Source organism: Chitinophaga agrisoli (genome assembly GCF_008386695.1).
GTDB classification, from domain to species: Bacteria; Bacteroidota; Bacteroidia; order Chitinophagales; family Chitinophagaceae; genus Chitinophaga; species Chitinophaga agrisoli.
In genome coordinates this window covers 621,777-641,016 of the sequence record NZ_VUOC01000002.1, presented here as the reverse complement: position 1 = coordinate 641,016, position 19,240 = coordinate 621,777, and the positions used below count along the sequence as shown (strand labels likewise).

The following is a 19,240-nucleotide window of genomic DNA, read 5'->3' as shown; positions in this document are numbered from 1 at the left end:
GCTTTCTTTTGTCCAAATAGTTCTGTAATAATCATATAGACGATATGTATCATACTTTCGAAACATTTTGAAAATACAAACAATTTTGTATCTTCGTTGAAATGCATGGTATGGTGGATAAGATACTCGGGGCGGCATTGATGATTGGATTGTTGGGCTTATCGGCCACAATCCTCATAAAGAAAGTATACCCCATTATCCACGCGCCGTATTACCTAACCCCACTAACCATTACCGGCGTCACCCTGCTCTTCTTAGTATTCACCTATTATAAATTACGGAATTAATGAAAATGTTCGGAAAGCACATATCCGCAAGCTTCCAATTCGCTCAACCAGGCGAAGGCCTGCTGTTTGGGGTCGATGTGACTCCTGGAGAGTGTAGTTGTTGTGGGAATCGGGTAACGGTTACCCGGGTTGGGATAGGCGTAGCTGAGTTGGGCATTTTCGTACAGGAGGGACATTAGTATGGGAGCACCATTAGGCAATCAGTTTTGGAAGCAGAGATCAAAGCACGGAAGGGATAAGATTTTTTCCTCTCCTGAGGACTTGTGGGCAGCAGCTTGCGAATACTTCGAGTGGGTGGACAATAACCCCCTAATCGCCATTGAGTTTTATGGTAGGGATGCCGAAAGGTGCGAAGTAGAGAAAATGCGGCCATACACCTGGGATGGACTGGAAACATTCTTGGATATTGACTCCTTAAGGGAGTACAAAACCAATGAGACATATAAAGCTTTTTCCCAAGTCATAACACGTATAGGTAAGATCATATATACACAGAAGTTCGAGGGCGCTGCTGCTGGGCTGCTTCACGCCAACATCATAGCCCGTGACTTGGGCCTGGCTGACAAGAAGGAGGTTGAGCAAAAGACGATCATTGTTGAAACGCCGGATGATGACGAATGATAAAGGTAGTATGGCCTAAGTGGCGGAAGATCATCAATGAGAAGTTTATAGGCCTTACAAAGTGTGTGGACCGGTACGTGGTACTTTACGGGTCGAGAGGGTCCGGGAAGTCAGATTACATCGCTAAACAGCTAGTATATAACTGCCTCACTCACAACTATTTTAAGTGCATACTGTACCGAAAGCGGTACAACGCGATACTAGAGAGTAGTTACGAGAACATAAGGCAGACAATCATCACGCTGGGCCTACAAGAGCTCTTTATTTTCAGGGCAAACCCGATGCGCATCATGTGCATCAATGGTAACAAGTTCATAGCCAGGGGCGGGGACGATCCTGGCTCGTTGAAGTCCATCAAAGACCCCACTTGTGTGTGGTATGAAGAGGATATACCGGAGGAAGAGGACTTTGCGACTATCACCCTCACATTGAGGTCCAACAAGGCTGATGTGCTGCAAGAGTACTTCAGCATCAACCCCGAGATAGAGGGTGATTTTGAGGACAGCTGGTTTTGGAAGCGCTTCTTCAAGGGGCAGGACCAATTGAGCTACCGCACCACGATAGAGATAGAGGTTGAGGGCAAGCCGTTCGAGTTTAGTGTAACGGTTCACCATTCGGTTTACCAGGACAACAGGTGGTTACCGCTGGCAGTTAAAGCCGCGATAGAGGCCTACAAGACTACCAACACTTACCTGTACTCCGTATATGCAAAAGGATTATGGACCAGGAAGCAGACCGGGGGCAACTTCTACAAGCTCTTTTCAAGGGCTAGGGATACGGGGGAGACCGCATACAATCCGGCACTGGCTCTCCACATATCGTTTGACTTCAACGTCAACCCGTATATGACCTGTACCATTTGGCAGATAGCAGGCAAAAGGGCGGAGCAGATCGACGAGATCTGCCTACCCTCGCCCGATAACCGGACGGAAAGCGTCTGTAGGGAGTTCGAAAGGCGGTATCCGGCGCATGCAGCGGGCCTGTTCATCTACGGCGACCCGTCAGGCATGCAGGAGGACACCAGGAGCGAGAAAGGGCATAATGACTACGTGGTCATACTAAGGTGCCTGGCGAAGTACCGGCCCGGAATGCGGGTTGCGAATGCCCACCCGGCGGTTGTGATGCGTGGCAACTGGATCAACGAGGTCTTTGCGCACAACTTCGCCGGACTAACGTTTGTGATAGGGGACAACTGCAGCAAGACGATCAGTGACTACATGTACCTGAAGGAAGCCAGCGACGGGACGAAGGCCAAAACGAAGGTCATGGACAAGCAGACAGGCGTCAAATATGAGCAATACGGCCACACATCCGACGCGAACGACTACTTCATGTGCTACGCCTTCAATGCGGAGTATACGGACTACCAGAAGACAGGAAAGGGCGTAAAGGTCACAGTAGGCAAGCAAACCAGTAAAAACAGCTACTAACATGACACAGCCAGACGGCACAGACAAATATCGCTACTGCAACCATCATCACGAATTGACAGATGAGTACGAGCTGGTAGATTTTGGTGACGGCGAATTCGTAGCTAACAAGGCCGCCATTCCGCTGTTAAAGGCGCTCAATGAAGCCGGATTAAAGACGCGGACCCATCACTATGATGGCCAGAACCGTCACGGGTTTGTGAGTATTCTGCTGGGGAATGTAAGGGCGGAGGTGAGAGTGGTGAATGAATTGGATGCCGATCGAACGAAGTACAACGGACAATATGAATTACTCATAGGTTGGGAAACAGATGTGCAGAAAGCAACCACATAGAACAGCATTACAGGCCCAAGGCCAGGCGATAAGCCTACATAAGCACAAAGGGCAGCCATTGGAGTCGCTGCGGGTTTACGAGTGTGATAAATGCGGCTGTTATCACGTATCCAAAATGTCACTGGCCGCTTACCTTAAAAGCAAAAAGTCATGAGCAAGATGTTTAATAACATACCAACACTGCCGGCGGATAAAATGCCTGAAGGGCCTTATCTGTCTTTTGATTTTAATGACGGCGGCCCAATCACCTCAGTAATAGAATGGAAGGTGGTGAATGGGGTCCTTTATGTGGTAAACGAACGCACAACAACCGGCATATGTCATACCTGATACCATACGATTTCCGCAAGCAAATCCAGACAGACAACCTAAACCAAATTATCGGGTCTGATCAGTCCATTTTGGACGCTGCTATGTCAGCAGCCCAGGCGGAGTGCATCAGCTACCTGATACAGAAGTACGAGGTATCGGCGGAGTTCGCGGACATCACCCCGTGGTCGCCAATAGCGGTTTATAGAGCCGCCCAACGAGTTGTGATCGACTTCCCGGTATATGTGCCCGCAACCACTTATAACCCCAATGATGTGGTTATAAACGCTGGGAATGGCTATGTATGCACCGACACGACCACGGGAGCCTTTGATGTGACCAAATGGGCGCTCTTGGGCGCTCAGAACGCCGTTTACTATGGCGCCCTGCCATTCCCCATGTTCAACATCTACTCAAACTACGTTGTGGGGGACAAGGCGTATTGGAATGGCAACGTGTATACCTGTAAAATAGCGACCATACAAATCAGTCATGAAGGGTTATTACAGGCGGGCACCTATCAAAATGCGCCACTGCCAAATGTGTTCCCGGATAACCAGGTGTTTGGCGTGGCTTACTGGGGCGATCCTGTTCCGCAACTAATACTGCCGGGGACTTTGCCGACAGATACCGCGGCCTGGACGTTAGGGGACAACAGGGATCAGCAGATGGTCCTATACATGATCGATATTACCCTGTATCACGTACATAAGCGCATAAGCCCCCGGAACATACCGGACCTGCGGGTAAAGGCGTATGACGATGCGAAACAGTGGCTGCGCTACTGCGCAAACGGGGACGTAACCCCTGCATTGCCGGTTAAACAGCCAAGGCAAGGGGGCCGGATACGGTATGGGGGCAATGTAAAAAGGGTAAACAGCTATTAATATGGGTTGGATACAGAGCATACGGAATGCCGCAATAGTTGGGTTAGGCGGGTCGCCAGTCCGGCCGGGGATCATAGCTGAACCTCAAAGCAAGGAAGCGGCCCGCAACCTTAGTTCTATCATATCACCAGTTCAGCTGCAGCGCCTGCGGCAAGATGTGCAGATGTGGCGGGAGGCAATCAGTGAGGCGGAGCTTGCGTGGTACCCACAAAGGGTTCGCATGCAGCGGATGTTTATAGACACTATCCTCAATGGGCATGTGTTCTCACTCATGGAGCGCCGGTCTGACCTCTCCCTGCTGAGAGACTTCAGAATATGTGATCAGAAGGGGGTTGAGAGTGAGGTTCTGTCGCAGTACTTACAGGAGCAAGACTGGTTTACGGACTACCTGGCTTATTCCCTAGATGCTATCTTCTTTGGTTACTCCTTGATAAGCTTGGGCGACATAAAAGACGACGCCTTCCCTGATCTATCCATCGTTCGCCGCTGGAATGTGAGTCCGGACCGGCTCAACGTGGCCCGGTATGTCTATTCGTTGGATGGGGTGAAGTTCCTTGAAGAGCCGTATTCAGATTGGCACATATGGGCCAAGACTAAGAGCGAGAACGGCGCCACAACCTGCGGATATGGGCTGTTTTACAAGATAGGCCTATACGAGATCCTGCTTAGGAACACATTAGGCTTCAATGCCGACTTTGTGGAGCTGTACGCCATGCCATACCGGGTAGGCAAGACTACTAAGACCACGGAGAGCGAACGTGCGGAGCTGGAATCAGCGGTACAGAGCATGGGATCGGCGGGCTATGCCATCATTGACCCCATGGACGACATTTCCTTCCTGGAAACCCGTTTAGGAGGTACCGGGTGGGAGTCTTACGACAACCTTGAAAAGCGATGCGTCAGGACCGTCACCAAGCTCATTTTAGGCCATGAAGACGCGGCCAGCTCTACCCCCGGCCAACTAGGTACCGGCGGCGCGAAGGAAGACAACCCCGTCACCATGGCTATGCTGGCGAAGCAAACCAAGGACGGCCGCTTCCTGGAGTCATTGACGAACAAGCAGCTACTGCCTAAGATGCGCAACCTCGGCTTTGACATTCCAACGGGCATGCGCTTCGCGTTCAAAAACGATGAGGAGAAAGAGGCATTCCGCCGCCGGGAGGATGAAAGCAACAAAAAGACCGCTGATATCTACAAGGTCATAAAGGACGCGGGCGGTAAGCCTGATTGGGCCTATTTCAAAGAAAGAACCGGTATTCCCGTAGAAGCGGCCCCTGATCCGGTGCCATTAGCCCCCCTTTCCGGCGACAAAGGCAAAGAAGCGCCAGGATTCAGCGAAAGGGTGCAAAACAGGTTGAAATCACTGTATAAAACGGGTGAAAATGATCAATAAGAGTGTCGCGCTTGCCGCCATGCAGGGATTTGCGGCAATGGCGGAGGTTGAGCGCAAAACGGAAATGAAGGCCCTGCAGGAACTTAACGGCGAGCGGATCAGTGCCGCACAGCAGGCGTTCGAAGCGATGTTTGGGGCTGATCAGAACCGCACGCCGGCACAGTGGCGCAATCTGGTATCAAAGTACGGCATGGGGGCGGTATGTGAGAAAGAGGGTATGGACTGGCAGAAAGTCAACCAGCGGATGCACGAATCGTTCAGAGATCACCTGAAACGCACCTTAAAGGAGAAGAAACGGCATGTTTGAGTTCAGCGAAGAGCAGATAACACGGCTTTTAGCCGCTATTTACAACGGGTCAGTGCAACCATATGCGCTGCCTGATGCCCTTTACTATGCTATCGCAGACTACATTAAAAAGGGTCTTTACGCGGGTTTTGGCGGTGGTCTGAGTGACTTCGCAGTAGGTGGAAAGGATTTCGAGCTGCTCGACGAAATGCGCGAGAATGTGTACATGTTCTCCGGGGCCAAGACTTACCAGCAGGTAAAGGTAATGTCGGAACTACTGACAGAGGGCGAAACGATAATGCCGTTTGCCGACTTTAAGGTAGCCGCTCGGGGAGTGTTTGATCAGTACAATGTCGCTTGGCTCAGAACTGAATACGATACCGCGATTGGGCAGGGGCATTGCGCTGTTAAGTGGAATAGCATCATGCAAAACGCGGACGTGCTGCCGATGCTGGAGTACGACGCGGTGATGGATCAGAACACCAGTGACATATGTCGGCCGCTAAATGGGGTTAGGTTGCCAGTAAATGACCCGTTTTGGCGCAAATACGCGCCTTTAAACCACTTCAACTGCCGTTGCCTCATTCGCCAGTTAGAAGACGGGAGATCCACGTCTAAAAGCAAAATAGAGGGATTAGAAAGCGAGGTGGGGGATAAAATGCAGGACATATTCAAGATGAATCCGGGAATCGATCGGGTGGTGTTTAGTGATAAGCACCCTTATTTCGATGTTGCTCCCAAGGATCGAGAGTACGCGGCAAGAAACTTTGATTTACCGATACCTAAAAGCGATAGGGCATGAAGCTAAGCCGGTTCAATTTCGACATTATACGGGCCAATGTGCGGGTGGTTAAGCACTACTTGCCGACCCTACTGGCTAACCAGGCGCAGAACTTTTTCACCGATTCATGGAAGCGTAAGGGGTGGTTGGATGCGGGCCTGAAGCCATGGGCGCAACCACACAGGGCCTCCCACGGTTCAACGAAGAGGGAGCGGAGCCGCGCCATACTGGTTAAGACGGGCCGGTTACGCCGCGCCGTCTCTTCTTCTCTTCGGCAGAAGTCTTTTGAAAAGATCCGCTTTGTTGTGGACGTGCCTTATGCCGCCATTCACAATGAGGGCGGAGTAGTACACATCCCGGCAGCTGAAAAGATACTGCACTTCAATCGAAAGGGCCGATTTTCTAAGATGGCTAAGGCCAAATCCGCTCAAAAGGTCATCATTCCCGCGCATAACGTGCGGATACCGCAAAGGCAATTTATGGGCGATAGCCGGACACTGAGGGACAAGCAGATAAAGACTATAAATAAAACAGTGGACGCGATATGGCGGGGATAAAACAGCCCATACAGGACTTAATGAACCGGCTACGGGAGATTCCGGAGCTGCAATATGTGCGCGTCTGGAATAACCAGATTCAATCCCGCAAACAGGGGCAGCACTACGACTACCCCACGCCGGCCGCGTTTGTTGAGGTGATCAACAGCCCGGTTTGGGAAGAGATTGGGATGGGCTTTCAGGGCGCGGACCTGGGGGTAACTATACATCTGGAGCATGAGTATTATGATGCACAGGATGGCACCTTCGAGCAGGATCTTATAGTATTCGATCTGCGTGACAAGATAGTGGCCAAACTGTCCCTTTATGAGGCCACTGCGTGCGGCCCGCTGGTAAAAACCGGCGAAAGTCAAAGCTACGACCACGACAACGTTTACGAATATACTATAGACTTCGCTTGCCACTTCATAGACAGCAAGGGTAGCCCTTACGATCCGGACGCAGGGAAGTTCATTGATAAAACGCCACCAACCGGGCTGCAGGTAGTCGTAAATGAAGTGAACTCAATTGTGGGCCGCGAGAACACGCCTATTCATGACATAACCTTTAAAATACCGCAATGATGGCGCGACAGATAGCACAGATTGAACAGCAGATACTTGATGCCAAGGCGGCGGACCCGGTGCTAAGCCCCTTGCTTACATCGACCAGTAAACGGGCCATTTACCGCGTTTGGGCCTATATCGTTGCCTCCTCTATTGCGATATTGGAGCAGCTAATGGACGTATTTAGCGCCGCTATTGAGTCTACCGTAGCTAAAGCGGCGCCGGGGTCGGCCCCATGGCTGCAGGCGCAGATATTCAACTTCCAGTACAGCGCAGACGTGCCGCAGGTGGTCCAACTGGTCAATCTTGCACCTCAGTACCCCATTACAGACGCTTCTTTGCGGATAGTAACCCGGTGTAGCGTTACTACTGATCTGGCTAATAGCGTGATTGTTAAGGTGGCGAAAAGCGACCCGCCGGAGGCACTGGCATCAAATGAGCTTACGGCCTTGCAAAGCTACGTAAACACGATCGGCGTGGCGGGGGTTACATACACTGTACGCAGCCTGAGCAGCGACAAGCTGTACCTGCAGGCGCAGGTCTTCTACAACGGCCAATACAGCGATGTGATAGCATCAAACGTGATCCAGGCGGTTAATGGCTTCCTGTCTCAGCTGCCCTTTAATGGCCAAATGAGGGTAAGCGATCTGGAGCAGGCCATTAGGGGCGTTGCCGGGGTCACTGACGTGCTTTTGCAGAACGTTCAGGCCCGCGCAGATGGCGTGGCGTTTGGTTCGGGAACCTATCTGGTACTTAATAATCAGGTCATTTCCCGCTTATGGCCGACGGTAGCAGGGTATATGGTCGGAGAGACGACCAGCGGACAAACATTAACGGACACACTTCAATTCATACCAGAATGAGAAAATGGGTAACATACGTGGACGCAATCAACCCGGCAACGGGACAGCTAACTAACTTTCATGGGCCATATGTGTCTGGTGAGACGAAGGAAGAGGCGGAGAGGTACTGCGAACGTAACGGATTGGGCTATTGCAGGGTAGATGGCCCATTGGTGGCTGAAATACCACAAAAGACAGATGGTTCACCGGATTGGAATAACCAAGTAGATCACGAACAATGAGCATATACGACGTAAACTACGACCAAACAGGGCCGCAGATGCTTCCGCCGGATAAGCGGTACAGCCGTATGGTGGCATGGGTTAAGACCCTGCTAAAGCCTTTACAGTGGGTTCGTGATCTATGGATGGGCAGCTACAGGACCGGATCTACCGCTAATCCATGGGTGGGTAGTTCGACGTATGCGAAGTACGACCGGATACTTTACAAGCAGAAGGTTTACGAAAGCCTGATCGGCGGCAACACTGCCTCCCCCACAGACCAAACAGCCTGGATGGTAGTTCAACAGAACTTTATCGGCGTCTTTGAGAGGGTTTTGTATACCGGCAATAAGCTGATCTTCGAATACGCCATTAACAAGTATTTTGGGGCTGTTTTTAGGCAGCCGCCTAATCTCAGTGATATATACATATCCGTGAACGAAAAGCCGTTTTCGGTCTTCGTAGTGGGTGGGATTGAGGGTAATTCGTCCATAGTGTACAGCAACACATCATCCGAGTTCGTAATTAACGCCTATGATTTTAATACCTTCTTTAACATGACGCTGATGGTGCCGGCCGTACTATATGCAGCCCTGGACCCCAACGCGGCTAACGCTGAGAAGATCATCAGGAATTACGCTAACCAATACATAGTAGCAGGCATTATATATAACGTTCAAACATACTGATAGTGAGAAAAGTAGATGTATCACCGATAACGACCTCGATAGGCATGCCGATAAAGGCAGGTACCTTAACGCATCTGCAGTCTGCGTACCAGGAGGCGATTAGTGCTTTGGGTGCTGCGCTGGCAGGGTCCACGTATGACTCGGGTAAGGTTTATATCCTAACCGGGTGCCGTAATTCCGGGTCAGGGTCAAGCTATGTTATATCGGCCGGCGCGGTTTTCTATGGCGGGGAGGTGTATCTGGTAGATCCGGCATCATTTACGATTTCCAATCCCAATGTCGCTGTTGGAGTCGTAACCACAACTTTCTTTGCGGATGCAGTGGCCGATTCCGTACAGTTTACCGATGGGGTGCTTCGCAACGTCCATCAAATACGGAAGATTGTCCTCAAAGCGGGGCTATCCGGGTCTGGCGCTGGTAACTTCGTGGACTTCGTGGATGTTACCCGAAAACTACAGGGGGCTATTGGCGAAATAAAGATATGGAACTGGAAGTTTTACGGCGGTGATCTGGACGATTACTTCAATCTGACCACGGGCCTCGGGATACATCCTTATACTGCCGGTTGGGCGATCTGCGACGGCCAGAACGGAACGGATAACATGGGCGGGCGGGCCGCTGTGGGATACAATGGCAGCGATTCGGACTATGACACCCCCTACGACACATTCGGCGGATCAAAAACGGTAACCCTTGTTCAGGCAAACTTACCGGCTGTGAGTCTCGATGTGCCGGTTACGGGGCCAGACACCAGCCAGGACGATACCGGTAGCGGGCGGTTTGCCATGGGGAGTACCGGTACAGATGCCGGGCCTTACCCGGTGCTTCATACTGCTAATATGGGTACCAATACACCGTTCAATGTAGTTAACCCATACAGGACAGTACTTTATGTTCAACGAATAGTGTAGTTATGGATAAAAGAGGGACAACAGCAACGCAGCGGAAAGTACAAGCTCATCCTAAGCCGAAATATTATCAATTACTGGAGAGCTACAGGGAGGCAAATGGAATGGGGCGCAGTGAGACATTGAACCATATTATTAAGCGGTTCTTTGATGCGATGCCCGCCGGTGAGATAGAGCGGATCAGGCGTTTGGCAGGGTCAAAAAACTCATATTAGCCAAACTGTGGTGCCCATTGTAAAGGGCTGTGGGCGCGTTGCGTACGCAGCAGCCGATAAAGAGGCCCGTATTTAACAACCAATAATGGATCGGCCCCTGATGACTTTATCAACAGGCTCTCTTCTCCTGTTAATGGCCGACCGTAGATAAGGATATCTATTTCAGCGATAGTCATCTTCTCAAAGTCTATGGTTATTGGGTGCCCGTAAATATCAACGGCATCAACTATATTCATAACTGTTCTTTTATTTACAGATCAGACATTTAGCGGGGTCAAAGAATTCGTATTAGGGTTTGAGGTATGCGGCAACTCCGACTCCTTAATAAACAGCCCTAAGGCTTTTATCCGATCGTTACTCGCTAAGGTAATGCCCGACTCATTCATAATATCGGCGACCCTGTTTACGAAGGGCCAGGGGATTTCCCCATGGTCCCCATACTCTAACTCTAACAATATCCTTTCCAGTGCCTGTCGATAAATACGCTCGTTGTTACTTTCCATGATTAAGGTCTTTTAGTTCAAGTTCCTCCCCTGTAACATTTAAGTGGAGCCGCTGTAGCTCGTGTAACGCCGTGGCCGACCATCTCCACCACAGGTGCGCCTTGCCTTCTTGAAAGCGAATAACCAACTTCTCGTTCGCTGATATCCAGTAGTCGTCACCATCTGACAGCGACCCGCTGTCATCCACGGACGTGGGCATTACGTCAGGCGAGAATCCTAGTCGCTTTAGCCATTCCTCCGTTATTGGCGCGGGGTCTACATCTGTCCATTCCCCGTCAACCGGAGGAATGGGTGAACGGTTTTCATATGCGATATTAAGCCTAGCCTGTTGGAGTGTTAACACCTGCGCAGTACGTTTATCCTTGACGAGGCTGTGGGGCCTCAGGTCTAATGTCTTTATCATTTAGGAAGTGTTATTTTCAGCTCCTCGCCAGTTAAAGAGTGATACAGGTTCTGCAGCTGGTGAACATATTCCAGATTATACGGCAGGTCCATTTCAACACCTTGCCAAATCGGGTTAAGACTATCCCAGTATAGCATTAATTGACTGTCATTAGTGTAGAAAGGTACAGATTCATGGGGAGTGCCAGGATCGATAGTATCCGTGTAATACCCAAGCCAAAACAGCCAGCCAGATAGCGGTACCGGATGAAATTCTAACTTATTGTATGCTATGAGTGGCCCAGATTCGCTGTTTGGCATGTAGTCTGTCGGGTCAAATTGTATTGTCTCCCCTTTCGAGTTCTTAACGATATTACCATATCGCAATTCTGTAGCCTTTATAATATAGCCCCTTGTTTTAAATTGAAATCTAGTCCTTGCGTAGTCCAGTTGTCAAAATGGTCTGAAGTTAGCCTAACCCCATTCCCAGCAGCATATGCTATCACCTCTGAAACTAGTGCGTCTTTGGAGTAATCCATTTGACCGCACCCCCATTCCTCGTAATGCGCCTCTGATTGCGGCGAATCCTTCCATTCCAGGCTAAAGGGGCGTTTGTCGTAATAGATAGTCAAGCGCCCTCCTTTCAGCCCCTCGTTGTATTTGTGGTAGATCTTGATCTTGTCCATTCTTATCTGTGCCTTGCGAATCAAGGCCCTCAAATATACGAAATGTGAATCACTTCCGGCCCCTCCGGACAGCACTTACTCATCTTTGAGTAAGATGAGCTTCGTGTATACTATAGATCCGTCAGCAGATGAACCGATAATGCTTATTAACCGGCATATCGGCGTGGATGACGTTGATGGTATTGGAATCATCGGAGACCTGTTTCAACAGGAGCTTCTCACCCTGGACACGATGGGGAAAGATCGCATCCAAGTATGGATCAACTCCCCCGGCGGCTCTGTAGTGGATGGTTACGCCATCTACAACGCAATTCTGAAGAGCCGGACTAAAGTAGACACGTATTGCGTAGGCATTGCCGCAAGTATGGCCGCTGTGATCTTTCAGGCGGGCCGTAAGCGCATCATGGCCGACTATGGTATACTGATGTACCATAACCCCTTTGGCGGCGATAATTCGGACTTAATCAACAAAATGAAGCTCTCCATTGTGACCATGATCTGCAGCCGTAGCGGCATGTCTGAAACACAATGTGACGCGATGATGAACCGAACCACATTCGTGGACTCATCCGAGGCATTTGCCTTGAAACTATGCGATGAGGTGGAGTTAAGCGGCGACTACAACAAAAAGCGCCTGCAACCAGTTGCGAACAACTCAAAAGTGTACTGGTCGGAAGCCAACAAGATACTTAACAAACAATTCGAAAAAACACCAGCAATGTCAACAAATATGCTGAAAACAACCATGGCCTTGGGCCTTGTTGAAGGCGTTCCCGAGGATGCCATCGTAAACGCAATTAAGGGCGTTCAGGACAAGGCCGACAAGGCCGAAGCCCAGGTTATCGGTTTGGAAAAGCAGGTGAAGGACGCTGCTAATCTGCATCAGAAAGCACTTGATGAAAAGACTGCGGAGATCGACCAAGTAAAAGCCAGCCTGACTGCCAAACAAAAGGAGTTCGACGAAATGAAAGCCGAACGCGACCAGCTGAAAGCCGCTAAGGACACCGCCGAAAAAGAAGCCAAGGAAATCGCGGCCAAGAACCTGATTCAGGGATTTGTAAAGGTCGGCAAGATAAAGGACGATGCAGAGATCATCGCAAAGTGGGTGGTTAAGGCAACGGAGAACTTCGACGATACCAAGGCTACACTGGAAGAATTGCCACTAAACAAAGCAGCCGTAGTAATTCCGACCGAAAACAAGTTGGACGCAAACGAACTGCCCACTAATGCCCTCAGCTTGATGGCTAAGATCAAGGCAAAGACCGCAAAACAGTAACAAGAATCTTTAAAAATACCATAAAATGGCTTTAGTTATCAGTGATACGGCGTATGCCGGTACTTTTGCAAGCTACTTCTGGCTGCCTGCAACTTTCGGAATGGACACCATTCAGAAAGGAGCCGTGTATGTGCAGGACGGGATAAAGAAGTCCCACACTATCGGCCGTATTGACTTCGCCAATCCATTACAGCCCCGTACAGCCACCCCAACAAGCAGCGGCACCTACACGATAGATGGTCGGTCCCTGACTCCCCTGGATGTAATGGTGTATACCGAGTTTAACCCGCGTGACTTTGAACAACACTGGTTGGCTGAACAGCTTTCTCCGACCCTGCTGGCCCGTGAGCTTCCGGTAACGGCTGAGAACTACATGCTGCAGATGGGGCTTAATCGCGCCTTAGAGTTCATTGAAACCGGTATCTGGATGGGGTCAACAACTTACACCGCTGCCGCCGGTTCTACCGGTAATGGTCAGCTGAAGTTCTTCGACGGCTTCCTAAAGAAGATGGTCAACGACTCATCTATCTACCAGGTTCCATCTCCGCTACCGCTAAGCGCTGCCGCGTCCAGTGGCTCCGTTTACAACATTGTGGATGCAATGAATGCCCTGTTGAACCTGGCTGCTACCAACAATAAGGCTCTTTTAAGCCGCCCCACCAGGTACGAGAGAATGAAATTCTTCATGTCGATCAACTCAGAACAGATCTACCAGACCTTTATCACTACTTCTCTGACCTTCAAAGGTGTTAATACTACCGAAAGGGGCATCAACAAGTTTAAGGGATACGAGATTGTACCACTGGCAGGCATGGCGGATGATACCATCTTGTTCTGTGAAGGCCTGATGGACACGTCATCTAATCTGTATGTGGGCATGAACAGTGTTTCCGATGATCAGTTGCAGCTGCAGCGACTGCAAGCAAACAGCGAACTGTTTTTCCTGAAAGGGTTGATGAAGTACGACGTTCAGTATGGCTTCCCCAAACAGATTTTCCTGTTCACAACTCTTACTGCTTCATCCTTCAACGCATAACCATATGGACGCACTGAGGAAATACTTAAAGGGTAGGCCTGAGATCGAGCATGTTTACCTGAATACAAAAGGAGAATGGGTCTTTTCGCCTAATGACCTGCATCCCATCCGTAAGACGAGGGATGAGGTAATGTCGGGATACGAAGCCCCGGAGGAAGGAGCAAACGAGGCGATTGAATCACTCCGCGTGGAGAATACGTCTTTAGCTGATCAGGTTCTTTCGCTCCAAATCGAGAAGGAGGCGCTGCAATCAGAGATTGACGCTTTGAAAGCGGCGGCACAGCCCGAGCAGGGCGAAAACGGCTCGCCGGCACCCCCTGCTGAACCGACTGAACCCGATTCCAAGAAAGACAAAAAACAGAAATAATGGCTACTACAGCACGTTTCACAAATAACGTTGGGGTAATCAATCAAGGTAAGGACAATACGGATCGTATTCGCACTAACGAGTACTTAACGCCCGATTTTGCAGCTACAATCGCAATTGCCCCCACAAAATCGTATACCCTTGTTAAACCAGGTACGTTGACTGGTGCCGTTACATTTACGGCCGGCGTTGGTACGTCAACCACGGCCCCTTATGTGGGCGATACGATGACATTCATCCTGATACCTGATGGTACCACTCGCGTGGCTACGTTCGGCACTGGCTTCTTACCAACCGGCACGCTTTCCGTGACCACAGCGAAGACGGCGAACATCAGTTTCATCTTCGATGGGGCTAACTGGGAGGAAACCGGCCGTTCTGTATCCGCTTAACAAAAGACAATCATGGCGCTTAATAACATTCGTTTCGTTTTAGGACAGGGCGGCTTAGGTCGCCCACTTGCCGGTCAGGATCACATTTCCGGCCTGGTGTTCTATTGCGTTAATGGCTCTTTACCGTCTGGATTTACTACAACCAGCCGGATAAAGCAATTTTTCAGCGTCGAGGACGCAGAAGCTGCTGGGATACTGGCTAATTACAGCGATGAAACGGCAGCAGAAGGTTCCTATCTGGTTACTGCAATCGGGGTGAATGGGGACACGGTTGGATTTACTGTTGCCGAGCCTCTTGGCGTAACTGTCAATCTTGGCACGTACACCAAAACGGCGGCGGAAACAACAGTTAACGCTATAGCGACCGCCATTACAGCGATCATAAACGCAGGGACGAACACGCACGGGTATTCAGCTGAAGCGAATACAGCTACGGTTACCATTGTTGCCCGGCGAGGTATGGGGGTGTTCTTTAACAGTGGCACTCCACTTACGGCCACAGCATCCGGCACGCTGGCCGGTACACTTACGCAGTTTACCGGCGGGGTGGCTTCCAAGCAGGCCGTTTGGCACTATCACATTTCCGAATACTTCCGCCTGCAGCCGCAGGGGAATTTGTATGTAGGCTTTTTCGCCGTACCGACTCCTTACACCTTTTCTGAGATTCAAACCATTCAGAACTACGCCAATGGCACCATCCGGCAGGTTGGTCTGTACAAGGACAGTGCAGCCTATTCTGCCAGTGACGTTGACCTGATACACGGCGTTTGTAATAGCCTGGTAGCGGCTCACAAAGAGATCATCGCGGTTTATGCCGCTGATATGGCTGCTGTAACTGATATCTCCACCCTGACCGATTTATCCACTAAGTCTGACAACCTGGTGAGTGTGGTTATAGGGCAGGATGGCGCCGCGTTGGGCGCTCTACTATACCTGACTACCGGGAAGTCAATCACGACCCTTGGGGCGACCCTTGGGGCCATCTCGTTGGCAAAAGTTAGCGAAAGTATTGCTTGGCTTCGGAAGTTCAACATCAGCAATGGGGTAGAGTGTGATACACTGGCATTCGCCAACGGGAAGCTGTTCAGCGATGTTACTGTCACTGATAGCTTGCTTTCGGCCCTTCAGGACAAGTGTTATACTTTCCTGCGGAAGTTCGTCGGGGTTGCGGGTAGTTTCTTTAACGAGAATAGAACCGCTATTGCCAGGACCTCTGATTACGCCTATATCAATGACAATAGAACTATTCAGAAGGCCACAAGGGGCGTTTATACTTCATTGATATTCGACCTGAATGGTCCGTTGACGCTCAACGCTGACGGCACATTGGCCGCTACAACCATAGCATCACTTCAGGGGAATTCTGAAGTGAATTTGATTCAGATGATACGGGACAGTGAGCTAAGCGCCTACCAGGTTGCAATCAATCCTGCCCAAAATGTACTCCAAACCGAGCTATTGGTGATCACAATCAATCTGGTGCCCATCGGCACGGCGCGCAACATTCAGGTGAACATAGGCTTTAACGTCGCAATCAACTAACAATGCCAGCAACACCACTCATAAACGGAATCAACTACTCGTGGGCAAATATATCCTGGGTTATGTTCGGCGTGCCGGTAGTCGGCATTACGAAGATAAGCTACAAGCGTAAGTTGAAAAAAGACAACAACTATGGATTTGGGCAACACCCAATAAGCCGGGGGTATGGCAACTATGAGTACGAAGGATCAGTAGAGCTGTACACCGACGAATGGAAGCGCATTATCGCCGCCTCTCCGGATCGTGACCCGCTGGCCATTGGCCCGTTCGATATTCAGGTGGTGTTCCAGGGAAGCCGATTGACAACAGAACGCGATGTTCTGCGGTCCGTGGAGTTCATGGAGGATCCGCTTGAAGCCAGCCAGGGGGACTCAAAACTACTTGTAACTATACCGCTCATCATAGCGGCAATTGAACGATAACCAAAATTTATGTCAGAAAAACTAACTAATGAACAGGTGCAGGCCAGGGCTGAAGAGCTTGAAAAAGTACATGGCTGCAAAATACACCCACTGGTCTTTATGACGGAGGAAGGCGGTGAGCAAATCGTGGGGTACATGAAGGAGCCGCCACGAATCGTCAAGCTGCGTGTGCTGGATAAAAGCATTACCGGGCCTATGACTGCCGCGAGCGAGTGTCTTGAATCAGTATTGATAAAAGAAGCAAGTGACCCGCGGATACTAAGCGAAAGCCCGGAAAATGACAAGGTATTCCTGGGAGCTTGCGTAGCTGCTACTAAAATCATAGAACTCAGCACCAACCAGTTCAAAAAAAAATAGTCGACTCCCGGATAACGAGCGATAGCAGCGAAGAAAGCCATATTGAGGCCTATATCCGCTGCTATCTGCATTTAGACCCGGACGCTATGACAGACGAACAATTAGCAAAGGAGTGGGGCCGATTAAGATTTTGGCTGATACAAACTAAGCAAATGGACGAATAGATGAACACGAACGTCGAATATACGCTAACGTTGGAGGACCTGTTAAGCGGCAAGCTGAAAAATGCTGATGATGCCGCGAAAGGGCTTGAAAGCACCATGCTTACCCTTGGCGGGGTTATTGGTGCGGCATTCGGTGTCCATGAAGTGATGTCGTTCATAAACCAGGTGATCGAGGCGGGGAGTAAGGTTGAAAATGCCACTACCGGCTTAACAACCCTGCTTAAAGACAACGCCGCAGCAGTCGAAGTGGTTCAGAATACTATGGAGGACGCGACAAAGACCCCATTTGCCTTTGAAAGCCTTCTGGCAGCGAATAAGGCTCTAATAGCAGCGAATGTGAGTGCCAGTGATGCCAGGGAAGCAGTTCTGGACCTGGCGAATGCGATAGCGGCGACCGGCGGCAGCGATGCTGAGTTAGAGGGCATGATTGTTAACCTGCAGGGTATTCGGAACGTTGGCAAGGCTACAAGTCAGGATATTAAGCAGTTCGCAGTTGCTGGAATCAACATTTATGAGGTTTTGCACCAAGCTACCGGCAAGAGTATCGAGCAGATAAAGGAAATGGACATCAGTTACGAGCTGCTCACACAGTCGCTCAAGAAAGCACACGATGAAGGCGGGATCTATGCAGGGGGTTTGGAGAATATGGCAAATAATACATCTGTAAGTATTTCCAACCTGGAGGATGCCACGTTTCAATTGATGGTAAGGATGTTCAACGATTTGAAGCCCGCTATAGATGTGATTTTAGAGCGTCTCGGAGATTTAATCGGCGTGCTTGGGGATGCCTGGGACTGGTCGGTGAAAAACAAACAATTATTCATCGATATCGGGGAGGTTGTATTGGTGGCGGCTGGATCATATCTGACATATCAGGGCATACTGATTGGGATAGCATTATGGACAAAAATAAATGTCATATGGCAGACCATTCAGTACGCTTCAATAGTTCTGTTGGGTGATGGCATGTTGACGGCTTCCTTCGCTGCGAAGTTATGGGCCGGGGCTCAGGTTTTGTTGAATGAGGCGATGATAGCCAATCCTATTGGGATGGTAATCGTGGCCGTTGGACTCCTTGTGGCGGCTGCGATTTACTGCTACAACCACTTTGGCACATTCCGGGCCATTCTGTGGGGGATTTGGGAGTTTATGAAGGCTTTCTTCGAGTGGATAACTGTCGTCCCGTTCAAGGTACTAATGGCATTCGGGGAAATGGTATTGGGGGCGTTAACCATGGATATTAACCGGATATCCAAAGGGTTTGAAGATGCCAAGTCTGTTGTTTTTGACGGCGCCAAGAACCTTGCACTATCCTTCAAAAAAGGGTACGACGAGGGGATGGCGGATTTCGCCCAATCTACAGCAGAGGAAGCCAACGGGCCAAAACCAGTCACTAAGCCTACTGGGGTTACGCCACCAGTTACGCCTCCTCCAAAGGAGACCACTAAAGTCACCGGCAACAAGTCTGTGAGCATCAATATAAAAATTGATAACCTGGTAAAAGAGTTTACGGTAAAAACGCAGAACATGGCAGAGGGATCGGGCAAGGTAAAGGAAATGGTAGTGCAGACACTGCTAAGTGCTGTTAATGACTCTCAAATAGTTGCAGGGCAATAGAATGGCTACAGGGGTAATAATATCAACAACGGTAAATCAGATCACCCGCGCATACAATGTAGGGAATGTTCGAACAATCAGTGCGGCCAAACCAAACAGCTACGACGGGAAGATTGACCAGACGTTCGAGAAAGACCGGGTATTGTATAAGTCAAGCCTTGGGACCCCCGTATTTACCGACTTGACCTTTGA

At 50.0% G+C, this 19,240-nt stretch carries 23 protein-coding genes; 21 read left to right on the top strand and 2 right to left on the bottom strand.

The window, feature by feature from the left end; translation table 11 throughout:
* Positions 1–467 precede the first annotated feature (467 nt).
* The 13 genes from F0L74_RS09865 (at position 468) to F0L74_RS09805 (ending at position 10,093) form a co-directional block, all read left to right on the top strand.
* Entirely contained in the window at positions 468–908 is a 441-nt protein-coding gene (locus F0L74_RS09865) for a DNA-packaging protein (RefSeq protein WP_149837700.1), read from the top strand.
* Positions 905–2,338: a phage terminase large subunit gene (locus F0L74_RS09860; protein ID WP_149837699.1), complete on the top strand. Its 1,434-nt coding sequence runs from the start codon at positions 905–907 to the stop codon at positions 2,336–2,338. The genes F0L74_RS09865 and F0L74_RS09860 overlap by 4 nt, the downstream gene beginning before the upstream one ends.
* A 1-nt stretch (position 2,339) precedes the next feature.
* A complete protein-coding gene (locus F0L74_RS09855; protein WP_149837698.1) occupies positions 2,340–2,672 on the top strand; it encodes a hypothetical protein in 333 nt (110 codons plus the stop codon).
* Positions 2,673–2,822: 150 nt separating this feature from the next.
* Positions 2,823–3,002 carry a hypothetical protein gene (locus F0L74_RS09850; protein ID WP_149837697.1) on the top strand — a complete coding sequence of 60 codons (180 nt, stop codon included), beginning with the start codon at positions 2,823–2,825 and terminating at the stop codon, positions 3,000–3,002.
* A gap of 83 nt (positions 3,003–3,085) precedes the next feature.
* Complete coding sequence (locus tag F0L74_RS09845) at positions 3,086–3,868, top strand: hypothetical protein (RefSeq protein WP_149837696.1); 783 nt, start codon at positions 3,086–3,088, stop codon at positions 3,866–3,868.
* A 220-nt stretch (positions 3,869–4,088) separates the two neighbouring features.
* Complete coding sequence (locus tag F0L74_RS09840) at positions 4,089–5,261, top strand: phage portal protein family protein (RefSeq protein ID WP_188315942.1); 1,173 nt, start codon at positions 4,089–4,091, stop codon at positions 5,259–5,261.
* Positions 5,251–5,568, top strand: a complete 318-nt coding sequence (locus F0L74_RS09835; RefSeq protein ID WP_149837694.1) for a hypothetical protein — start codon at positions 5,251–5,253, stop codon at positions 5,566–5,568. The genes F0L74_RS09840 and F0L74_RS09835 overlap by 11 nt, the downstream gene beginning before the upstream one ends.
* Entirely contained in the window at positions 5,561–6,349 is a 789-nt protein-coding gene (locus tag F0L74_RS09830; protein WP_149837693.1) for a phage head morphogenesis protein, read from the top strand. The genes F0L74_RS09835 and F0L74_RS09830 overlap by 8 nt, the downstream gene beginning before the upstream one ends.
* A complete protein-coding gene (locus tag F0L74_RS09825; protein WP_149837692.1) occupies positions 6,346–6,885 on the top strand; it encodes a phage virion morphogenesis family protein in 540 nt (179 codons plus the stop codon). Before F0L74_RS09830 ends, F0L74_RS09825 begins: the two co-directional genes overlap by 4 nt.
* Positions 6,873–7,448 (top strand): hypothetical protein, encoded by a 576-nt coding sequence (locus F0L74_RS09820; RefSeq protein ID WP_149837691.1) that lies wholly within the window; start codon positions 6,873–6,875, stop codon positions 7,446–7,448. Before F0L74_RS09825 ends, F0L74_RS09820 begins: the two co-directional genes overlap by 13 nt.
* Positions 7,445–8,293 carry a hypothetical protein gene (locus F0L74_RS09815; RefSeq protein WP_149837690.1) on the top strand — a complete coding sequence of 283 codons (849 nt, stop codon included), beginning with the start codon at positions 7,445–7,447 and terminating at the stop codon, positions 8,291–8,293. The genes F0L74_RS09820 and F0L74_RS09815 overlap by 4 nt, the downstream gene beginning before the upstream one ends.
* A 217-nt stretch (positions 8,294–8,510) precedes the next feature.
* On the top strand, positions 8,511–9,182 hold the full coding sequence (locus F0L74_RS09810; RefSeq protein WP_149837689.1) for a hypothetical protein: 672 nt from the start codon (positions 8,511–8,513) through the stop codon (positions 9,180–9,182).
* Positions 9,183–9,184: 2 nt separating this feature from the next.
* Positions 9,185–10,093, top strand: a complete 909-nt coding sequence (locus tag F0L74_RS09805) for a hypothetical protein (RefSeq protein ID WP_149837688.1) — start codon at positions 9,185–9,187, stop codon at positions 10,091–10,093.
* A gap of 208 nt (positions 10,094–10,301) precedes the next feature.
* Here F0L74_RS09805 and F0L74_RS09800 read toward each other — a convergent pair whose 3' ends face one another.
* Both F0L74_RS09800 and F0L74_RS09795 read right to left on the bottom strand, forming a co-directional pair.
* Positions 10,302–10,541, bottom strand: coding sequence for a hypothetical protein (locus tag F0L74_RS09800; RefSeq protein WP_149837687.1), 240 nt, complete (start codon positions 10,539–10,541; stop codon positions 10,302–10,304).
* A gap of 256 nt (positions 10,542–10,797) precedes the next feature.
* Entirely contained in the window at positions 10,798–11,211 is a 414-nt protein-coding gene (locus F0L74_RS09795) for a hypothetical protein (protein ID WP_149837686.1), read from the bottom strand.
* A 758-nt stretch (positions 11,212–11,969) separates the two neighbouring features.
* Between F0L74_RS09795 and F0L74_RS09785 the strand changes: the two genes are divergently transcribed.
* From F0L74_RS09785 to F0L74_RS09750, 8 genes are all read left to right on the top strand, one after another.
* A complete protein-coding gene (locus tag F0L74_RS09785) occupies positions 11,970–13,151 on the top strand; it encodes a Clp protease ClpP (RefSeq protein ID WP_149837684.1) in 1,182 nt (393 codons plus the stop codon).
* Positions 13,152–13,176: 25 nt separating this feature from the next.
* Positions 13,177–14,187 (top strand): hypothetical protein, encoded by a 1,011-nt coding sequence (locus F0L74_RS09780; protein WP_149837683.1) that lies wholly within the window; start codon positions 13,177–13,179, stop codon positions 14,185–14,187.
* Between the two features lie 4 nt (positions 14,188–14,191).
* Positions 14,192–14,554: a hypothetical protein gene (locus F0L74_RS09775; RefSeq protein ID WP_149837682.1), complete on the top strand. Its 363-nt coding sequence runs from the start codon at positions 14,192–14,194 to the stop codon at positions 14,552–14,554.
* The gene (locus F0L74_RS09770; protein ID WP_149837681.1) at positions 14,554–14,946 is read left to right on the top strand and encodes a hypothetical protein; all 393 of its coding nucleotides are present in this window, start codon (positions 14,554–14,556) and stop codon (positions 14,944–14,946) included. Before F0L74_RS09775 ends, F0L74_RS09770 begins: the two co-directional genes overlap by 1 nt.
* Positions 14,947–14,958: 12 nt before the next feature.
* A complete protein-coding gene (locus F0L74_RS09765; protein WP_149837680.1) occupies positions 14,959–16,488 on the top strand; it encodes a DUF2586 family protein in 1,530 nt (509 codons plus the stop codon).
* Positions 16,489–16,490: 2 nt separating this feature from the next.
* A complete protein-coding gene (locus F0L74_RS09760; protein ID WP_149837679.1) occupies positions 16,491–16,910 on the top strand; it encodes a hypothetical protein in 420 nt (139 codons plus the stop codon).
* Positions 16,911–16,919: 9 nt separating this feature from the next.
* The gene (locus F0L74_RS09755) at positions 16,920–17,267 is read left to right on the top strand and encodes a hypothetical protein (protein WP_149837678.1); all 348 of its coding nucleotides are present in this window, start codon (positions 16,920–16,922) and stop codon (positions 17,265–17,267) included.
* 164 nt (positions 17,268–17,431) lie between these two features.
* Positions 17,432–19,048, top strand: coding sequence for a tape measure protein (locus F0L74_RS09750; protein WP_149837677.1), 1,617 nt, complete (start codon positions 17,432–17,434; stop codon positions 19,046–19,048).
* Positions 19,049–19,240 lie beyond the last annotated feature (192 nt).

Coding starts and splice junctions, on each gene's coding strand:
- F0L74_RS09850 (WP_149837697.1), top strand. CDS start 2,823: ATGAGCAAGATGTTTAATAACATACCAACACTGCCGGCGGATAAAATG.
- F0L74_RS09775 (WP_149837682.1), top strand. CDS start 14,192: ATGGACGCACTGAGGAAATACTTAAAGGGTAGGCCTGAGATCGAGCAT.
- F0L74_RS09840 (WP_188315942.1), top strand. CDS start 4,089: ATGCAGCGGATGTTTATAGACACTATCCTCAATGGGCATGTGTTCTCA.
- F0L74_RS09855 (WP_149837698.1), top strand. CDS start 2,340: ATGACACAGCCAGACGGCACAGACAAATATCGCTACTGCAACCATCAT.
- F0L74_RS09810 (WP_149837689.1), top strand. CDS start 8,511: ATGAGCATATACGACGTAAACTACGACCAAACAGGGCCGCAGATGCTT.
- F0L74_RS09770 (WP_149837681.1), top strand. CDS start 14,554: ATGGCTACTACAGCACGTTTCACAAATAACGTTGGGGTAATCAATCAA.
- F0L74_RS09815 (WP_149837690.1), top strand. CDS start 7,445: ATGATGGCGCGACAGATAGCACAGATTGAACAGCAGATACTTGATGCC.
- F0L74_RS09865 (WP_149837700.1), top strand. CDS start 468: ATGGGAGCACCATTAGGCAATCAGTTTTGGAAGCAGAGATCAAAGCAC.
- F0L74_RS09765 (WP_149837680.1), top strand. CDS start 14,959: ATGGCGCTTAATAACATTCGTTTCGTTTTAGGACAGGGCGGCTTAGGT.
- F0L74_RS09825 (WP_149837692.1), top strand. CDS start 6,346: ATGAAGCTAAGCCGGTTCAATTTCGACATTATACGGGCCAATGTGCGG.
- F0L74_RS09780 (WP_149837683.1), top strand. CDS start 13,177: ATGGCTTTAGTTATCAGTGATACGGCGTATGCCGGTACTTTTGCAAGC.
- F0L74_RS09820 (WP_149837691.1), top strand. CDS start 6,873: ATGGCGGGGATAAAACAGCCCATACAGGACTTAATGAACCGGCTACGG.
- F0L74_RS09845 (WP_149837696.1), top strand. CDS start 3,086: ATGTCAGCAGCCCAGGCGGAGTGCATCAGCTACCTGATACAGAAGTAC.
- F0L74_RS09830 (WP_149837693.1), top strand. CDS start 5,561: ATGTTTGAGTTCAGCGAAGAGCAGATAACACGGCTTTTAGCCGCTATT.
- F0L74_RS09795 (WP_149837686.1), bottom strand. CDS start 11,211: ATGATAAAGACATTAGACCTGAGGCCCCACAGCCTCGTCAAGGATAAA.
- F0L74_RS09750 (WP_149837677.1), top strand. CDS start 17,432: ATGAACACGAACGTCGAATATACGCTAACGTTGGAGGACCTGTTAAGC.
- F0L74_RS09755 (WP_149837678.1), top strand. CDS start 16,920: ATGTCAGAAAAACTAACTAATGAACAGGTGCAGGCCAGGGCTGAAGAG.
- F0L74_RS09760 (WP_149837679.1), top strand. CDS start 16,491: ATGCCAGCAACACCACTCATAAACGGAATCAACTACTCGTGGGCAAAT.
- F0L74_RS09785 (WP_149837684.1), top strand. CDS start 11,970: ATGAGCTTCGTGTATACTATAGATCCGTCAGCAGATGAACCGATAATG.
- F0L74_RS09860 (WP_149837699.1), top strand. CDS start 905: ATGATAAAGGTAGTATGGCCTAAGTGGCGGAAGATCATCAATGAGAAG.
- F0L74_RS09835 (WP_149837694.1), top strand. CDS start 5,251: ATGATCAATAAGAGTGTCGCGCTTGCCGCCATGCAGGGATTTGCGGCA.
- F0L74_RS09800 (WP_149837687.1), bottom strand. CDS start 10,541: ATGAATATAGTTGATGCCGTTGATATTTACGGGCACCCAATAACCATA.